Annotated in this window: 12 protein-coding genes and 1 pseudogene; 5 read left to right on the forward strand and 8 right to left on the reverse strand. The window is 63.1% G+C overall.

Annotated features, from left to right (window positions below; all coding sequences use genetic code 11):
* The first annotated feature begins 1 nt into the window (after position 1).
* Positions 2 to 1,780, forward strand: a complete 1,779-nt coding sequence (locus tag A9K66_RS01925; protein ID WP_067319174.1) for a glycosyltransferase family 39 protein — start codon at positions 2 to 4, stop codon at positions 1,778 to 1,780.
* Between the two features lie 67 nt (positions 1,781 to 1,847).
* On the opposite strand, the gene A9K66_RS01930 is transcribed toward A9K66_RS01925, so the two are convergent.
* The 4 genes from A9K66_RS01930 to A9K66_RS01945 form a co-directional block, all read right to left on the reverse strand.
* Positions 1,848 to 2,870 (reverse strand): esterase-like activity of phytase family protein, encoded by a 1,023-nt coding sequence (locus A9K66_RS01930; protein WP_067319176.1) that lies wholly within the window; start codon positions 2,868 to 2,870, stop codon positions 1,848 to 1,850.
* On the reverse strand, positions 2,867 to 4,765 hold the full coding sequence (gene cobT, locus A9K66_RS01935) for a cobaltochelatase subunit CobT (protein ID WP_067319178.1): 1,899 nt from the start codon (positions 4,763 to 4,765) through the stop codon (positions 2,867 to 2,869). The genes A9K66_RS01930 and cobT overlap by 4 nt, the downstream gene beginning before the upstream one ends.
* Positions 4,766 to 4,818: 53 nt before the next feature.
* Complete coding sequence (gene cobS / locus A9K66_RS01940) at positions 4,819 to 5,805, reverse strand: cobaltochelatase subunit CobS (RefSeq protein WP_066990333.1); 987 nt, start codon at positions 5,803 to 5,805, stop codon at positions 4,819 to 4,821.
* Between the two features lie 122 nt (positions 5,806 to 5,927).
* Positions 5,928 to 6,542: a J domain-containing protein gene (locus A9K66_RS01945; RefSeq protein ID WP_066990335.1), complete on the reverse strand. Its 615-nt coding sequence runs from the start codon at positions 6,540 to 6,542 to the stop codon at positions 5,928 to 5,930.
* 145 nt (positions 6,543 to 6,687) lie between these two features.
* On the opposite strand from A9K66_RS01945, the gene A9K66_RS01950 reads away from it, so the two are divergent.
* The gene (locus A9K66_RS01950; RefSeq protein ID WP_067319180.1) at positions 6,688 to 6,990 is read left to right on the forward strand and encodes a BolA family protein; all 303 of its coding nucleotides are present in this window, start codon (positions 6,688 to 6,690) and stop codon (positions 6,988 to 6,990) included.
* Between the two features lie 21 nt (positions 6,991 to 7,011).
* On the opposite strand, the pseudogene A9K66_RS01955 reads toward A9K66_RS01950, so the two are convergent.
* Positions 7,012 to 8,564: pseudogene (locus tag A9K66_RS01955) on the reverse strand (acetolactate synthase large subunit).
* Between the two features lie 1,020 nt (positions 8,565 to 9,584).
* Between A9K66_RS01955 and A9K66_RS01965 the strand changes: the two are divergent.
* The 3 genes from A9K66_RS01965 to A9K66_RS01975 are packed head-to-tail and all read left to right on the forward strand — an operon-like array spanning position 9,585 to position 14,437.
* Positions 9,585 to 11,534, forward strand: coding sequence for a PrkA family serine protein kinase (locus A9K66_RS01965; protein ID WP_066990342.1), 1,950 nt, complete (start codon positions 9,585 to 9,587; stop codon positions 11,532 to 11,534).
* Positions 11,535 to 11,554: 20 nt separating this feature from the next.
* Positions 11,555 to 12,865, forward strand: coding sequence for a YeaH/YhbH family protein (locus tag A9K66_RS01970; RefSeq protein ID WP_067319182.1), 1,311 nt, complete (start codon positions 11,555 to 11,557; stop codon positions 12,863 to 12,865).
* Between the two features lie 27 nt (positions 12,866 to 12,892).
* Positions 12,893 to 14,437, forward strand: coding sequence for a SpoVR family protein (locus A9K66_RS01975; protein ID WP_066990347.1), 1,545 nt, complete (start codon positions 12,893 to 12,895; stop codon positions 14,435 to 14,437).
* A gap of 52 nt (positions 14,438 to 14,489) precedes the next feature.
* Here the strand turns inward: A9K66_RS01975 and A9K66_RS01980 are convergent, their stop codons facing one another.
* Genes A9K66_RS01980 through A9K66_RS01990 form a run of 3 tightly spaced genes read right to left on the reverse strand, consistent with a single transcriptional unit; the run spans position 14,490 to position 17,109 of the window.
* A complete protein-coding gene (locus tag A9K66_RS01980) occupies positions 14,490 to 15,380 on the reverse strand; it encodes a transporter associated domain-containing protein (RefSeq protein WP_067319184.1) in 891 nt (296 codons plus the stop codon).
* On the reverse strand, positions 15,377 to 16,498 hold the full coding sequence (gene aroB / locus A9K66_RS01985; RefSeq protein ID WP_067319186.1) for a 3-dehydroquinate synthase: 1,122 nt from the start codon (positions 16,496 to 16,498) through the stop codon (positions 15,377 to 15,379). Before aroB ends, A9K66_RS01980 begins: the two co-directional genes overlap by 4 nt.
* Positions 16,495 to 17,109, reverse strand: coding sequence for a shikimate kinase (locus A9K66_RS01990; RefSeq protein WP_067319188.1), 615 nt, complete (start codon positions 17,107 to 17,109; stop codon positions 16,495 to 16,497). The genes aroB and A9K66_RS01990 overlap by 4 nt, the downstream gene beginning before the upstream one ends.
* Positions 17,110 to 17,212: the final 103 nt, after the last annotated feature.

Here is a 17,212-nt window from a genome sequence, read left to right on the forward strand (position 1 = left end):
CATGACCATCCAGGGCACCGGTTGGAAACATGACCTTCTGCTTGCGCTCTGCGCGACGCTGCTCGTGCTGGGGCTCAATGCGATCTCCGGCTTCCCAACGATCGCGGACCTTGGCGCCGACAATGACAGCATGCTGAGGCTGGTCGAAGTTCGCGACCTCTTGGCTGGACAGGGCTGGTTCGATCTTCATCAATACAGGATGGGCCTGACCGGCGGCTTCGTCATGCACTGGTCGCGGCTGGTCGACACCCCGATCGCGCTGATCATCTTCACCTTCCAGGCCCTGGGCGCCAGCACGGCTGCCGCTGAAAAGGCAGCGCAGATCATCTGGCCGCTTTCCCTGTATGGACTCACCATATTCGTCATCCTGCGCGCCTCCCGGCGTCTCGCCGGTACGGACGTGGCGATGCCTGCGCTGGTCCTGTCCACTGCGGCGCTGTTCTTTATCGGCATCTTCCACCCTGGCACGCTTGACCACCACAACGTCCAGCTCCTGCTCACGGCAGCCAGTCTCTGGCTTATGACTGAGGCTCCCTTCCGGCGGTCAGCCGCTCTTCTGTCCGGCCTGTGCGCAGGCCTCACCCTTGCCGTCGGCATGGAGACGGCGCCTTATGTGGCCGCACTTGGCGCCTGCGCCGCCGTGCTCTTCATCTTCGATGAAAGGGAACGCCAGACCGCGCGCGGCTTCGGCATCGGATTTGCCGCGATAGCCTTGGTGGTTCTTGTTGCCACCATACCGCCGTCGGCCTGGGGCGTGGCCGAGTGCGACGCCTTCTCGGCTTTCCAATTCGTCATCGCGGCGCTGTCGGGCTTTGGACTCGCGGCGATTGCGGGTCTACCCGGACAGTCGACGGCTAAGAGGCGGTTCCTCTCAATGTCCGCGTTGGCCGTTGCAATTGCGGCCGTTGCGCTCCTGTTCTTCCCGCAATGCCTGGCATCCCCCTATGCCGGCATGGATGAGCGCATTCGCACCTATTGGCTGAACGACGTCGTTGAGGCGCAGCCCTTCCTCAGCGTGGCCGTCAACGAGCCGAAGCTGATGGCGGCGCGTTATGTGACGCCCTTCATCGCTATCCTGTTGATTGGCCTTCAGCTGCGCAGCCGCCGCCTGCGCCGCGAGGAAGCCCTTACCGCCGTGCTGCTGATCGTCGCTTTCGCCGTCAGCCTATGGCAGGTGCGCGGCTCGACCTTCTCGGTTGCCTTCGCGGTGCTGCCGCTCTCGACCTGGATCGCCGGGGTTCGCCTGCAGGCAAGCGCCGCGCACTCGTGGCGCGTCTCCATCCGCATCGCGGCGGCATGGCTGGTGTCGCTCAATGCGACCTGGGCCGGCGTCGCCGTCGCCGCGCAGTCCGTGGTCCAAAAGGCACCCGCAAAGATCAATTCCGATGCCGATCATGCGCTGACCTGCGGCAAGGCCTCGGACTTCGGCGACCTGGCCGGCATGCCGGCAACGACGGTGCTTGCGTCCTCCAATCTCGGCTCCCCCATCCTGATGTTTACCGGCCATAGGGCGTTGGCCGGCCCCTATCATCGCAATGTCGGCGGCAATCTCGCCATGCTCGACGCCTTCATGGGAGCGCCGGATGCCGCCCGCGCCATCGTCGAGCGCGAGCATGTCGGGCTGGTCGCCATATGCCGCGGCAATTCGGAAGAGCTTTCGCTCGCCGCCCAAGCTCCCACGGGCCTGGCCGCGCGGCTGCTGAAGCGGGACGTTCCCGATTGGCTGGAACTGGACAGCGCGACGGCGAGCAAGCCGGTCGAGATCTACAGAGTCCGCTGAGGGTGGGCAACTTCGGGACAAATGCGCAGCGGATTTCCGTTGCGAATTGAACGAAACCAAGCGCCGCTCAGTCCTGGTGCAGGATGAATTCCAGGTAGAGGTTCCGCTGCAGGATCGATTGATTGTCGTCCGACACCAACGACACCATCAGCGCGCCGTCGTCGCGGGTCCAGACGTCGAGCCCTTCCATATTGTCGATCTGGTAACCCATATCGGCGTCGATCAGCACCGGGCCGTCGGCGACCGCGCCCTTCTCGATGCTCTCGCCATAGATACGCCTCAGCCGCATCTTCACCCCGCGCGCCATCGAGAAGCTGCGTTCGAGTAGCAGCAGGTCGCCATCGGGCAGGAAGGCGCCGTCGGTGATGTCGAAATTGCCGTTGCGCTTGACGGTGAAGACGCCCTTCCTCGGTCCCTCGATGATGGCGGCATAGATGTTGCCGGCCTTGTCGAGGCTCTTTTCCGACACCACGACCAGGCCGCCCTCGTGCTGGCCGTAAGGGTTGGCGTGTGTGACCGTCTCGAAGCCGCGGTTCTGGCGCAGCTCCCGCGCCGGGACCAGATAGTCGAGCGTCTTGAACGGCGCCTTCATATTGTCCGGCTCGACCTTGAACTGGACGACGCGCTGGTCGCGCTCGAAACCGACGGTGGCGATACCGTCCTTGACCGCGAGGCCTTCGGCGTCGACCTCCCACTTCTTCTCGATCGGCTGGCCCGAGGCGTCGACCATCTGCTGCATGCGGAAATTCGACACGCCCGAGGGGCGCTTGTCGGCATCGTGGGTGATGGTGCCGAAGAACCACAAGCCGGTATCGGTGACGCCGATGAAATCGCTGCCTGATTTGAGGCAGCGGAAAGCCGAAAGTGCGCCGAAATCGCGCGACGGCGAGGTCATCTCCAGCCCGCCGACGAACTCGAGCGACCCGAACTGTTTCCGGTCGCGGCCGATATGGAACTCGGTGATCGGCCGCGCTGAAACTTCGATCGTCTCGACCGCAGCGCCTCCCTCGGCGAAGACCGGAGAGGCGGCCGAACAGACCAGCGCGCAAACAAAAGCCGTCCGCCGGAATCCGCCCCGCGAAAGGATCATCCGGCGCGCCTCAAGCCACCGCGCCGCGTGTCGCGCGCGCTCTCCTCGCCGAACAGCGATGCCAATTGCTCCGTCATGGCGCCGGCCAGCTCTTCGGCATCGACGATGGTGACGGCGCGGCGATAGTAGCGCGTGACATCGTGGCCGATGCCGATGGCTAGAAGCTCCACCGGCGAGCGCGTCTCGATGAGATCGATCACCGCGCGCAAATGGCGCTCCAGATAGTTGCCGGGGTTGACCGAGAGCGTGGAATCGTCGACCGGCGCGCCGTCCGAGATCATCATCAGGATCTTGCGCTGTTCCGGCCGGCCGATCAGCCGGTTGTGCGCCCAAAGCAGCGCCTCGCCGTCGATGTTTTCCTTGAGCAGGCCCTCGCGCATCATCAGGCCGAGATTGCGGCGCGCGCGCCGCCACGGATGGTCGGCGGACTTGTAGATGATGTGGCGCAGATCGTTGAGCCGGCCCGGATTCGACGGCTTGCCGTCCTTCAGCCACTTCTCGCGTGCCTGCCCACCTTTCCACGCGCGTGTGGTGAAGCCGAGGATTTCCACCGAAACCCCGCAGCGCTCCAGGGTGCGCGCCAGGATGTCGGCGCAAGTCGCGGCAACCGTGATCGGCCGCCCGCGCATCGAGCCCGAATTGTCGAGCACCAGCGACACCACCGTGTCGCGGAACTTGGTGTCGCGCTCCTGCTTGAAGGACAGCGGCTGCATCGGATCGATAACGACGCGCACCAGCCTGGATGGATCGAGATAACCCTCCTCCAGATCGAAATCCCAGGAGCGGTTCTGCTGCGCCATCAGCCGCCGCTGCAGCCGGTTTGCCAGGCGGCCGACGACGCCGGAGAGATTGGCGAGCTGCTTGTCGAGGAAGGCGCGCAGCCGGTCGAGCTCCTCTTCCTCGCAAAGGTCCTCGGCCCCGACCGTCTCGTCGAAGGCGGTGGTGAAGACCTTGTAGTCGATTTCCTTAGGCAGGTTGAGGAAGGGATTGTCGTTGCGGCGCGCCTCGCCTGGCGTCTCGGCGTCGGAATCATCCTCGTCCGAAAGGTCGTCCGATGTGGCGTCGGTCGCCTCCGTTTCGGCCGACTCTTCCTCGTCGGCGGAAGCCTCCGCGTCCTCGGACTGCGACTGTTCGGAGCCGGAATCGTCCTCGCCGCCTTCCTCGCTCTGCTCCTCGCCCTGCTGCTCGTTTTCCTCGTTGTCCTCCGAGTCTTCCGTCTCCTGGTCGTCGCCGAGTTCCTCGGCCATCTCCATGGAGACGAGCATGTCGCGCACGATGCGGGCGAAGGCTTGCTGGTCATCGAGCCTGGACGACAGGCCGTCGAGGTCGCTGCTGGCCTTTTCCTCGACCCAGGGCCGCCACAGATCGACCAGTCGCTCGCCGCTCTTCGGCACGGTGCGGCCGGTAAGCTTTTCGCGCACCATCAGCGCCACCGCCTCCTCGAGCGGGGCGTCGGCCTTGTCCTTGACGTCGACGAGGTTTGCCCTGGCGTATTTGTCCTCGAGCATCGAGCCGATATTGTCGGCCACGCCCTGCATGGCGCGGCTGCCGATCGCCTCGACGCGGGCCTGCTCGACGGCATCGAAAATAGCCCGCGCGAGCTTGCCTTCCGGCGCCAGCTTGCTGTGGATACGCTGATCGTGGCAGGCGCGCTTCAGCGCCATGGAATCGCCGATGCCGCGGGTGATCGCGATGTCGGTGCGGGAGGCCTTCTTCGGCAGCTCGGGCAGCCTGGCGCGGTTGCCGGCCAGCGCCGGCCGGTCCTTGGCGAAGCCGACCTCGAGATCCTTGTCGCCGGCGACGGCGCGCATGCAGACGGTGACGGCGCGCTTGAAGCTGTCCGCTTCAGACCCGTTCTTCGCCTTGTTGCGCGTGTTGTCGCCCGGACCCGCCATCGATCATTCCCTGCGCGTTGTGGTCCGAAAGGCCAAGCCTGCCGGCACGCGCCTTACCCCAGCACCACGTTGGCGGCGCTCTCCGGCAGATCCTCGCCGAAGGCGCGCTGGTAGAATTCGGCGACCACCGAACGCTCCAGCTCGTCGCATTTGTTGAGGAAGGTGAGCCGAAACGCCATGCCGATATCGCCGAAGATCTCGGCGTTCTCGGCCCAGGTGATGACCGTGCGCGGGCTCATCACCGTCGACAGGTCGCCATTGATGAAGGCCGAGCGCGTCATGTCGGCGACGCGCACCATCTTGTTGACGATCTCTTTGCCCTTGCTGTCGCGATAGTGCTTGGCCTTGGCCAGCACGATCGACACCTCGTTGTCGTGCGGCAGGTAGTTGAGCGTGGTGACGATCGACCAGCGGTCCATCTGCGCCTGGTTGATCTGCTGCGTGCCGTGATAGAGGCCGGTGGTGTCGCCGAGACCCACCGTGTTGGCGGTGGCGAACAGCCGGAAGGCCGGATGCGGGCGTATGACGCGGCTCTGGTCGAGCAGCGTCAGCCGGCCCGACGATTCCAGCACGCGCTGGATGACGAACATCACGTCCGGGCGTCCGGCATCGTACTCGTCGAAGCAGAGCGCGACGTTGTGCTGATAGGCCCAGGGCAGGATGCCGTCGCGAAATTCCGTGACCTGCAGGCCTTCCTTGACGACGATGGCGTCCTTGCCGACGAGATCGATGCGGCTGACATGGCTGTCGAGATTGACGCGCACGCAGGGCCAGTTCAGGCGCGCGGCGACCTGCTCGATATGGGTGGACTTGCCGGTGCCGTGATAGCCCGACACCATGACGCGGCGGTTGTAGGCGAAGCCGGCGAGGATCGCCAAAGTCGTTGCCTTGTCGAACAGATAGTCCGGGTCGATGTCGGGCACGTGCTCGGTCGCCGCCGAATAGGCCGGAACCACCATCTTGGAGTCGAAGCCGAATTTCTCCTTCACCGGCACCGTCGTATCGGGCAGGTTGGCGATGTCGCGATCGACCTTGTTCATCTCTATCAACGTCTCCACGGGCGAAACGCCGCGTTTCGCCGGCAATCGATTTGTTCGGGGGCGGTCTTAGAGCCTTTTCCAACCTTATGAAAGTTGGAAAACGACATGGACCGTAGGGTCGCTCAGCACAACCCTGCTTGCTTGAGCACGCGATAGGCCTGCAGCACATCGCGGAAACGGTCTTCCGAACCTCTGTCGCCGCCATTCGCATCCGGATGGTGGCGCTTTACGAGTTCCTTATAGCGTGCCTTGATATCCTTGCCAGTCGCCTTTGTATCAAGGCCAAGCGTTTCCAGCGCCTTGGCCTCAAGCGGCTTTGCCTTGCGCTCGCGCACTTCGCGCGTTCCGCCGCCGAACAGATTGAAGGGATCGCGCATGCGGTTGTAGTAGCCTGCACGCCCGGAGCGCTGCTGCGCGAAGTCGGGTGCCGAACGCATGCCGCCGCCATTGGCGCCCATGCGCCAGGTTGGCCGGTGTCCAGTCAGCGCCTCTTTCTGGAAGCGGGCGATCTCGCTGTCCGACACGCCCGAGAAGTAGTTGAAGCTCTTATTGTATTCGCGCACATGCTCAAAGCAGAAGCGGAAATACTCGCCCTCCTTCAGGCGCCCGACCGGCGCGCGATGCGTACCGGCCTCGCTGCAACCGTCCCACTGGCAGATCGGCGCGCGCGACTTCAGCTCCGCGTCCTTTTCCGGCCGGATGCGAATTTTCTCGAAATATTTGGGATACGGTTTCATCCTCACCCATTTATGGGCTGTTCGCTACCGCGAAACAAGAATTGACATTTCGCCGATGATCGCCCTAACCGCTGAATCGCGGCCTAAAGCGGTCGAAAGCACAGATTTTGCGGCGGTACCGCAGATGTGGTGAAGGGAAGCCCCGATGTCCATACAGTCGACGATGGAAAACAAGCTGAAGGCGGCATTTTCGCCGGAAAGGCTCACCGTCATCAACGAAAGCCATCTTCACGCCGGCCATCACCACGTCGAGCACGGCCACGAGGCCGTCTTCGACGGCACCGGCGAGACCCATTTCCGCGTCCGTATCGTCTCGCAGAATTTTGCCGGGATGAACCGCATCGAGCGCCACCGCGCCGTCAATCGCCTCCTTGCCGACGAATTGAAGGCCGGCGTGCACGCGCTGGCGATTGAGCCTGCAGCACCTGGTGAGAAGACACGCTGGTAAGCTCGGCGGGCCGGGGGCCGCTCAGATCACCGCTTCGATGAGGAACGGCCCCGGACGCGACAGCGCGCTGTCGAGCAGCGCGTCGAAGCGCTCGCATGTGTCAGCGCGGGCTGCTTCCACCCCCATGCCGGCTGCCAGCGAAACCCAGTCCAGAGCCGGCTGATCAAGGTCGAGCATTCGCCTGGCATTCTCGCCGATCGCGTTCACCCCGACATTGCGCATCTCGCCGTGCAGGATGGCGTAGGTCCGGTTGGAAAAGACGATCGTCACCACGTCGAGCTTTTCCCGCGACTGGGTCCATAATCCCTGCACCGTGTACATGCCGCTGCCGTCCGCCTCCAGATTCAGCACCTTGCGGCCAGGACAGGCGATGGCCGCGCCAGTCGCCATTGGAATGCCGCCGCCGATCGATCCGCCTGTGCCCATCATGTAATCGTGCGGGGCGGCAAAGGCCGAGAGCGCAAAATAGCGCCGCGCCGAGGTGACGGCCTCGTCGCAGACGATCGCATTCTCCGGCAGCTTCCGGGCTACCGAAAGTGCAACCGCGTCGTCCGTCAGCTTGCCGCGCGGGGCCGGCTCATTGGGAAAGGCCGTGGCGACGGGCACCGGCTGCGACGGTTTGATGCCCAGTTCGTCGCGAAGCGCAGCGAGTGCCGCCTTCAAATTCTCGCCATGCTCGGCCAACGACATCACTTCACAGCCTTCGCTCACAAGCCGGCCCGGCTTTCCGGGATAGGCAAAGAACGCCACCGGTTCACTGGCTCCGACGAGGATCAGGAGATCGATGTCGGCAAGGAGGGTGCGCGCGGAGTCGATCGGATATGGAACGCGGGTAGGCGCAACGCGGCCCCGGCCGCGCTGCATCCGGGCGATCAGAACGTCGCTGAACAGCCGGACATCCGAAACCGCCGATATCTGTCCGGCGATTTCCAAGGCATCCTCACGCGCGGCCGGCCCACGCAGGATCATGCCGACGCGACCGGGCGCGACGCGAATGGCTCCGGCAATCTTGCGCACGATAGCTGCATCGACCGAAGGCGGCGCCGCAAGCTCTACCTTGGCCGACAGGAGCGGACTGGCCTCTCCCCACGCCGCATCCGCCGGCAGGATCAGCGTAGCGATGCCGGGAGGCGTCAGCGAAGCGCGAAAAGCCGCCTGCGCGGCCGGCGCGACGTCGGCCGGACCGGCGATGCGGCGGACCCAGTTCGACATCGGCGCGGCGAGACCTTCAATGTCGCTGGTGAGCGGCGCGTCGAGCGGCAGGTGATAGGAGCATGGTCGCCGACGATGTTGATCATCGGCACGCGGGCGCGCCGGGCATTGTGGATGTTGGCCAGGCCATTGGCCAATCCGGGGCCGGTGTGGAGCAGCGTCGCGGCCGGGCGGTCGGTCATCCTGGCGTAGCCGTCGGCGGCACCCGTCACCACACCCTCGGCAAGACCGAGCACGCAGCGCATCTCCGGCTTGCGGTCGAGCGCGGCGACGAAGTGCATTTCCGAGGTACCGGGATTGGCAAAGCAGACATTCACGCCATTCGCCAGCAGCACATCGCAAAGCACATCGGCGCCATTCATCGCGTTCCCTCTCGTCCGATTGTCCCCGGACAATTGAGCCGACAAGTGTTCATGCCGCAATGTCCGGTCAACGACTTTGACGTGATCCAGTTTCAGGAGTGCCGGCGCGTTCAGGCGACCCTCGCCTTCAGGAAAGCCATGACGGCGGCAGTCAGCGCATCGCCGTTCTCCCCGAAGCGGTGGTTGAATCGCCATATGCCAATAGGCGCCGCCGTCGAATAGGGCGACTTTGGTTCCCCTGCCCGTAGCCGGGCCGCGCGATCGTGGGCCGCGGTTGCATGGGCCGGCGCGCTCCGCCGCCCGGGGAAGCACCATGGAACATTTGCCTGATCTGGCGGTTTGATGCAGGCCCGGCCCTGGCCTCGTCCATGCTGGGCGGATTGCTAGTCGGACCGAAGGACCGATGCCCTCGGCCGACGCTTCCGAACGGTGACCACCAATGAGGAAGACGTATCGACCTCCATCCGCGCCGCCCAATCGGCGCACAAGCCGTTCGGAACCTCTGCGCCTGTTTCCGGCAATTGCGCTGGCGCTATTCCTTTCGGCTCCGGCGGCTGCCCATCAGGCGCCCACGGGCTGGCAGTATGACAGCTCATGCTGCTCGGGAATGGACTGCTACCAAGCACCCGCGGCCGACGTGAAGGAAACGAAATATGGGTACCAGCTCTCCACCGGAGAGCTCATTCCCTACTCCGATCGTCGGATCAGGCGTTCGCGTGACGAGTTCTTTCACGAGTGTAAGCCCGGAGGCGACGCGAATTCTCAGCATTCCTTCTGCCTCTACGTTCCCGACCACGACATGTGAGTGGAAAACCTAAGATTTTCCTTGAAGCTCTCCCGGCCATCACCACCTAATCATCATGGGTGAGCATTCCGTCCGCATCGGGTGCTGTGAGTCGTCAATGCCCGATTGCAGGCGCTCTCTCTCATATGAGGGAACCACAATGCTTTCCGGCAGTTGAATACGAGACGAGCCGACTGGCCGACTGGCAACCAGAGCGGCTCTGAGGGCAGAATATCATGCGAGAGAACCAATCCGACGTCTTCGATCTGTTTTCGGAGATATATTCCAACGCGGCCCAGGAAGAGATGAGCCTCCAGCAGTATCTGCTTGGCTGCCGCGAAGACAAATCCATGTATGCCTCGGCGCCCGAACGAATGGTCGAGGCCATCGGCGAGCCCAATCTGGTCGACACCAGCAAGGATGAGCGGCTCGGGCGCATCTTCTCGAACCGGACCATCAAGGTGTACCCCTCCTTCTCCGATTTCTACGGAATGGAGGATACGATCGAGCGCATCGCCGGATATTTCCGTTATGCCTCGCAGGGTCTCGAGGAGCGCAAGCAGATCCTTTACCTGCTCGGGCCGGTCGGCGGCGGCAAGTCCTCGCTTGCCGAACGGCTGAAGAAGCTTATGGAACAGCGCCCGATCTACACGCTAAAGGTTGGCAACCAGATCAGCCCTATATTCGAATCGCCGCTTGGCCTTTTCCATCCCGATCGGATGGGCGATCTGCTGGAAGACAAATACGGGATAGCCCGCCGCCGCCTGAATGGGCTCATCTCGCCTTGGGCGGCCAAACGGCTCGACGAACTGTCCGGCGACATTTCCAAATTCAGCGTGGTCAAGCTGTCGCCATCGCGTCTGCGTCAGATCGCCATCGCCAAGACCGAGCCCGGCGACGAGAACAACCAGGATGTCTCGGCTCTGGTCGGCAAGGTCGACATTAGGCAGTTGGAACATTTCAGCCAATCCGATCCGGATGCCTACTCCTACAGCGGCGGCTTGAACCGGACGACGCAGGGCCTGCTCGAGTTCGTCGAGATGTTCAAGGCGCCCATCAAGGTCCTGCACCCGTTGCTGACGGCAACCCAGGAAGGCAGCTACAACGGCACCGAGAATTTCGGCTCCTTCCCCTATCAGGGCATCGTCGTTGCCCATTCCAACGAATCGGAATGGCAGCAATTCAAGAACAACAAGAACAATGAGGCCTTCCTCGACCGCATCCTCGTGGTCAAGGTTCCGTATTGCCTTCGCATCACCGAAGAGAGACAGATTTACGAGAAACTTTTGCGCGAGAGCGATCTGGCGAACAGTCCCTGCGCGCCCGAAGTGCTGGACATCCTTAGCCGTTTCACTGTCTCGACCCGGCTTGCCGAGCACGAGAACTCGCCGCTCTACACCAAGATGCGCGCCTATGACGGCGAGAACCTCAAGGAGATCGACCCGAAGGCGAAGTCGGTCCAGGAATATCGCGATGCCGCCGGCGTCGACGAAGGCATGACCGGGGTCAGCACGCGCTTCGCCTTCAAGATTCTGTCGCAGACTTTCAACTACGACACCAAGGAGGTCGCAGCCGATCCCGTGCACTTGATGTACATCCTCGAGGAGGCGATCAAACGCGAGCAATTCCCGAAGGAAACCGAAGCCGCGTACCTCGAGTTCATCAAATCGGAACTTGCAGCGCGCTACGCCGAGTTCATCGGCCACGAGATCCAGAAGGCTTACCTGGAATCGTACAGCGAGTACGGCCAGAACCTTTTCGACCGCTACATCGCCTATGCCGATGCCTGGATCGAGGATCAGGACTACAAGGATCCCGATACCGGCCAGATCCTCAATCGCGAGGTCCTGGACAAGGAATTGTCGCAGGTTGAAAAGCCGGCCGGCATCGCCAATCCCAAGGACTTCCGCAACGAGGTGGTCAAGTTCACCTTGCGCGCCCGGGCGCGCAACCATGGCCGCAATCCGTCCTGGACGAGCTATGAAAAGCTTCGCGAAGTGATCGAGAAGCGCATGTTCGGTCAGGTCGAGGATTTGTTGCCGGTGATCAGCTTCGGCTCCAAGCAGGACAGCGTCACCGAGAAGCGGCACAACGAATTCGTGCAGCGGATGGTGGAGCGCGGCTACACTCAGCGGCAGGTGCGCCGGCTGGTCGACTGGTACATGCGCGTGAACAAGGCTGGCTGACCAAAGCCCGAAGGGTTCGCATGCCGATCTTCATCGACCGCCGCCTGAATCCGAAGGACAAGAGCCTGAGCAATCGCCAGCGCTTCCTCAAGCGCGCTCGCGAAGAGCTCAAGCGCAGCATCCGCGACCATGTCCGGACAGGCCGCATCGCCGAGGTCGACCGCGAGCATGCCGTGCCGATGCCCCGCAAAGGCACCAGCGAACCGACCTTCAGCGACGCCAGGGATAGTGGGCAGCGCCAGCACATACTGCCCGGCAACAAATCGTTCAGTCCCGGTGATCTGATACCCAAGCCTGGCGGCGGCGGCACTGGCTCTTCGGCGCCGGGAACCAAGCAATCCGAGGATGACTTTCGCTTCGTGCTGTCGCGCGAGGAAGTGCTCGACCTCTTCTTCGAAGATCTCGAACTGCCCGAGCTGGTCAAGCTCAATCTCAAGCAGATACTGAGCTTCAAGCCAAGACGGGCGGGCTTCACGGCAAGCGGGGCGCCGACCAACGTCAATGTCGGACGCACCATGCGAAACAGCCACGGCCGCCGCATCGCGCTCAGGCGTCCCAAGCAGGCGGAGCTGGACGCCATCTCAACGCAGATCGCCGAGTTGGAAGCGAAGCCGCCAACCGAGGCAACGCGCGAACGCATCGCTGCTCTGCGCGAGGAAGTTGATCGGCTTGAACGCCGGCGCAGGCGGATCGCCTATGTCGATCCGGTCGACATTCGGTTCAACCGCTTCGACCCCCAGCCGGTGCCGAATGCCAGCGCCGTCATGTTTTGCCTGATGGACGTGTCGGGATCGATGGGAGAGCGCGAGAAGGATCTGGCCAAACGGTTTTTCGTGCTGCTGCATCTGTTCCTGACGCGGCGCTACGAAAGGACGGACATCGTTTTCATCCGCCACACCCATGAGGCCAAGGAGGTGGATGAGCACACCTTCTTCTACCACACCGAGAGCGGCGGTACCGTCGTCTCGACGGCGCTCGAGGAAATGCACCGCATCATAGAGCAGCGCTATCCGGTCGCGGAATGGAATATCTATGCCGCTCAGGCTTCCGACGGCGACAACTTCGCCACCGATTCCGAGCGCTGTATAGAACTCCTCGACCGCAAGCTCATGCGCCTGTGCCAGTATTTCGCCTATGTGGAAATCATCGACGAACGCGAAAGCCACATTTTCGGCTCCACCGAGAACGGAACGTCGCTCTGGCGCGCCTACAACGCGGTCGACGGAAAGTGGCCGAATTTCCAGATGAGGCGCATCGCGGCTCCCGCCGATATCTATCCGGTCTTTCGCGAGCTCTTCGCAAGGCAGCCTAGTCTGCGCAAGAGTGCGTGAGAACGCGGGCGGATGGGACATAGGCCGATGGTCAATCAGGCGCGCAAATCCGAACTGTTATTTTCCGGGTCGGACTGGGATTTTGCGAAACTGTCTCGGGTTTACGACGAGATCGAGGCGATCGGGGTCGAAGAGCTTCACCTCGACATCTATCCGGTGCAGATGGAGGTCATTTCCTCCGAGCAGATGCTCGACGCTTATTCCTCGGTCGGCATGCCGCTGATGTATCGGCATTGGTCGTTCGGCAAGCATTTCCTCTACAACGAGCTTCTCTACCGCAAGGGCGCGCGCGGTCTGGCCTATGAACTGGTCATCAACTCCAACCCTTGCATCGTCTACCTCATGGAAGAAAACACCATGGCCTTGCAGGCCCTGGTGACCGCCCATGCCGCGCTTGGCCACAACCATTTCTTCAAAAACAATCATCTCTTCCGGCAATGGACGGACGCCGGAGGCATCCTTAGCTATCTGGACTTCGCCAAGGGCTACATCGCCCGATGCGAGGAACGGCACGGACTGCAGGCCGTGGAGGCGGTGCTCGATGCCGCCCACGCGCTGATGGAGCAAGGGGTGTTCCGATATCACCGGCCGCCGAAGCTGTCGTCGGAACAACAGCGCGAAGGCCTTCGCGAGCGCCTCGAATATGAGGAGCGTTCCTACAATGATCTGTGGCGCACACTGCCGACCGCGCAGGACAAGAACAAGCCGGAGGCAGGGGATGAAAGCTTGGCCGAGCGGAAGAAATCGCTCAATCTGCCCGAGGAGAACCTGCTCTACTTCCTCGAGAAGAACAGCCTGGTGCTTGAGCCCTGGCAGCGCGAGATCATCAGGATCGTACGGGTGATTGCGCAATATTTTTACCCGCAGCGGCAAACCCAGGTGATGAACGAAGGCTGCGCCACCTTTGTGCACTACACGCTGATGAACATGCTTTTCGATCGCGGCCGCATCAGCGAAGGCGCCATGCTCGAGATCTTGCGAAACCATTCGAACGTGGTTTTTCAGCCGGCCTATGACGACCCGCGTTATTCCGGCATCAATCCCTATGCGCTGGGCCTCGGCATGATGCAGGACATCCAGCGCATCTCGACCGAGCCGACCGCAGAGGACCGCGATTGGTTTCCGGACATCGCCGGCCGTGGCGACTGGCGCGACACCTTGCTCGATGCCTGGGCCAACCACCGTGACGAATCCTTCATCCGCCAGTATCTGAGCCCCGCTCTGATCCGGAAATGGCGGCTCTTCGTGCTGGCCGACGGCGCCGACGAGCCGCATTACGAGGTCGCCTCGATCCATAATGAGCGCGGCTACAGCAAGATACGGTCCGCGCTGGCCCGAAGCTACGATGTAGGGGCGAGCCGGCCCGACATCCAGGTGGTCGACGTGGATCTTCTGGGAGACCGGCATTTGCGGCTGCAGCACAAGGTCAAGGACGGCATCCAGCTAGAGGACGAAAGCCGCGACGCGACCTTGCGCCACATCCGGAGCCTATGGGGTTATGACGTTAGCCTGGCGGCAATGGATGCCGAAACCGGCGCCGTGCTCAGCGAGCGCTCCACGAAGGAACTTTGACCTCCGAGACGCAGGAAGCCGCCGTCTGCAGGCGGTCTGACCTCGGCACACCCTAACCCTCGCCAGCGGGCCGGATCCTCAACCTTGCTATGCGGTTCTTGTCGCGCTTCATCACCACGAAACGCTTGCCGTGAAAGGTGAAGGCCTGCTTCTCGTCTGGGATCGTCTGCGTCTCGTGAATGACCAGACCGGCGATCGTCGTCGCCTCCTCGTCCGGCAGATCCCAGTCGAGCGCCCGATTGAGGTCGCGAATCGCCACCGTGCCGTCGACGACGACCGAGCCGTCGGCCTCCTGCTTGACGCCTTGCATGTCGACATCGTGCTCGTCCGCGATCTCGCCGACGATCTCCTCGATGATGTCTTCCAGCGTCACCAGCCCTTCCATCTCGCCATACTCGTCGACGACGATGGCGAAATGCGCCTTGCGCCGCAGGAAGGCGTTGAGCTGATCCTGCAAGGTGGTGGTGTCGGGCACGAACCATGGCTTCGACGCGATCTTTGTTACGTCGATCTTGGAAAAGTCGTTGCCGACCTCGTTGAGCGCCCGCAGCAGATCCTTGGCATGCAGCACGCCGACGATGTTGTCGAGCGAGCCTTTCCAGAGCGGCATGCGGGTATGCGGGCTCTGCAGAATCTCGCGCACCACCATTTCCGGCGGATCGTCGGCGTTGACCGAGCGCATGTTGGTGCGGTGGACCATCACGTCCGAAACCTCGAGCTCCTCGAGTTCGAAAAGCGCGCCCAGCCGGTTGCGATCCTCGCGCGCCTGCCCGCTGCGGCGGGTCTCGTCGCCGTTCTCGTCCGGCTCATCCTGCTCGGGCTCCGTCGGTTCGATCGGCCGCAGACTGTAGCCGAGCGCCGCGAAGAGCCGCGTGCGCAAGAGAAACGCCAGCACGATCACGGCGGCAAGGACGGCTGCGGCGATCCAGCCGAAGTCGATCATCCGGGATGGCTCGCCTTGAGGAAGGACAGCACTTCGGAGGGCGGCACGTCCTTGGCGATAAAGGCCTGGCCGACGCCGCGCGTCAGGATGAAGGTAAGCGCGCCGCGCGAGACCTTCTTGTCCTGGGTGATGAAGCCAAGCAGCGTCTCGGCATCCGGCAGTTGGCCCGCTATGTCGGCCATCCGCCAGGGCAGGCCGACGGCGCGAAGGTGCGCCTCGACGCGCTCCGCGTCGTCCGGGCTCGCTAGATTGAGACGCGCCGAGAAGCGGTGCGCCAGCGCCATGCCGATGGCGACCCCCTCCCCATGGACGAGACGGGCACCGTCATAATTTGTGGCGGCTTCGAGCGCATGGCCGAATGTGTGGCCGAGATTGAGCAGCGCGCGGTCGCCGGTCTCGAACTCGTCGCGGGCGACCACATCGGCCTTGGCGCGGCAAGCCTCGGCGATGGCTTCGGTCCGTTCCGGGCCGCCGGCGAACACCTTTTGCCAGTTCTCCTCCAGCCAGGCGAAGAAGCCGGGACGGTCGATCAGCCCGTATTTGGCGAGCTCGGCATAACCGGCGCGGAATTCGCGGATCGGCAAAGTGTCGAGCACGCCGGTATCGGCAAGCACCAGTTTTGGCTGGTTGAAGACCCCGACAAGGTTCTTGCCGCGCGCGCTGTTGATACCGGTCTTGCCGCCGACTGAAGAATCGACCTGCGCCAGCAGCGATGTCGGCACCTGCACGAAGTTCATCCCGCGCCGCACGATGCCGGCGGCGAAGCCGGCAAGGTCGCCGATGACGCCGCCGCCAAGTGCCACGACGACATCGCGCCGTTCGAGCTTGGCGGCGAGCACGCCGTCGACGACCTCTTCGAGGTGGGTGAAGCTCTTGGTCTTTTCACCGGCCGGCAAGGTGATGACGGCGGCCTCGATGCCGCCTTTTTCCAGGCCGGCCTGCAGCGTTTCGAGATGCGCTGCGGCGACGTTCTCGTCGGTGACGATGGCCGCACGCGTGCCGGGAAGGCGGCCTGCGATTTCGGTTCCTGAGCCGGAAAGCAGGCCGGGCCCGATAAGTATGTCATAGGCACGGTCGCCGAGTCCGACCTCGACCTTCACCGGTTCGCTATGGCTCAAGGCTCCACCTCGTCGTCGCAGGTGGCGATTGGCGCGATCCCAAGGTAAGCGCAAAGCGCGCATACCACCTCGCTGGCGATGACTTCCTTGCGGTCGTCGCGGGTCGAAACCGTGAGGTCGGCGGTGGCATAGACCGGGTAGCGCTCGCCCATCAGCTTCTCCAGAACGCCGCGCGGATCCGGATTCTTCAACAGCGGCCGGTTCTGCTTCTTCGAAACCCGCTCCATCAGGAGATCGAGATCGGCCTTCAGCCAGACCGAGACGCCATGCGCCTCGATCGCCTCGCGCGTCTGCGCGTTCATGAAGGCGCCGCCGCCGGTGGAAAGCACCTGCGGGCCGTTTTCGAGCAGACGCAAGATGACCCGCTGCTCCAGCGCCCGGAACTCGGGTTCGCCATAACGCTCGAACAGCTCCGGCACGGTCATGCGCGATACGCTCTCGATCTCCTGGTCGCTGTCGATGAAGGGCAGCGAAAGCATGGTCGCCACCTTGCGGCCGATTGCGGTCTTGCCGGCGCCCATCAGGCCGACGAAGACGATCGAGCGGCTGCCGAGCCGCTCGAGCAGCGCGACACGGCCTTCGTCCGGCGGATTTGCTGGCAGCGCGTTCATGCGGAACCCTCTTTGCGCCGTATCGACATCAAAAGCCTGTTTGCGTCAAGCAGGCCACCGCAGGCAGGCCAGATCGCCCCTCTTCCGTCGAGAAGCTTCCTCG

Source organism: Mesorhizobium sp. AA23 (genome assembly GCF_001672435.1).
Taxonomy (GTDB): Bacteria; Pseudomonadota; Alphaproteobacteria; order Rhizobiales; family Rhizobiaceae; genus Mesorhizobium.

What these genes read in the sequence shown, in the direction of transcription:
- A9K66_RS01930 (WP_067319176.1), bottom strand. Translation starts at nt 2,870, where the DNA reads ATGATCCTTTCGCGGGGCGGATTCCGGCGGACGGCTTTTGTTTGCGCG.
- A9K66_RS01965 (WP_066990342.1), top strand. Translation starts at nt 9,585, where the DNA reads ATGCGAGAGAACCAATCCGACGTCTTCGATCTGTTTTCGGAGATATAT.
- A9K66_RS01975 (WP_066990347.1), top strand. Translation starts at nt 12,893, where the DNA reads ATGGTCAATCAGGCGCGCAAATCCGAACTGTTATTTTCCGGGTCGGAC.
- A9K66_RS01970 (WP_067319182.1), top strand. Translation starts at nt 11,555, where the DNA reads ATGCCGATCTTCATCGACCGCCGCCTGAATCCGAAGGACAAGAGCCTG.
- A9K66_RS01945 (WP_066990335.1), bottom strand. Translation starts at nt 6,542, where the DNA reads ATGAAACCGTATCCCAAATATTTCGAGAAAATTCGCATCCGGCCGGAA.
- A9K66_RS01950 (WP_067319180.1), top strand. Translation starts at nt 6,688, where the DNA reads ATGTCCATACAGTCGACGATGGAAAACAAGCTGAAGGCGGCATTTTCG.
- A9K66_RS01925 (WP_067319174.1), top strand. Translation starts at nt 2, where the DNA reads ATGACCATCCAGGGCACCGGTTGGAAACATGACCTTCTGCTTGCGCTC.
- cobT (WP_067319178.1), bottom strand. Translation starts at nt 4,765, where the DNA reads ATGGCGGGTCCGGGCGACAACACGCGCAACAAGGCGAAGAACGGGTCT.
- A9K66_RS01990 (WP_067319188.1), bottom strand. Translation starts at nt 17,109, where the DNA reads ATGAACGCGCTGCCAGCAAATCCGCCGGACGAAGGCCGTGTCGCGCTG.
- cobS (WP_066990333.1), bottom strand. Translation starts at nt 5,805, where the DNA reads ATGAACAAGGTCGATCGCGACATCGCCAACCTGCCCGATACGACGGTG.
- A9K66_RS01980 (WP_067319184.1), bottom strand. Translation starts at nt 15,380, where the DNA reads ATGATCGACTTCGGCTGGATCGCCGCAGCCGTCCTTGCCGCCGTGATC.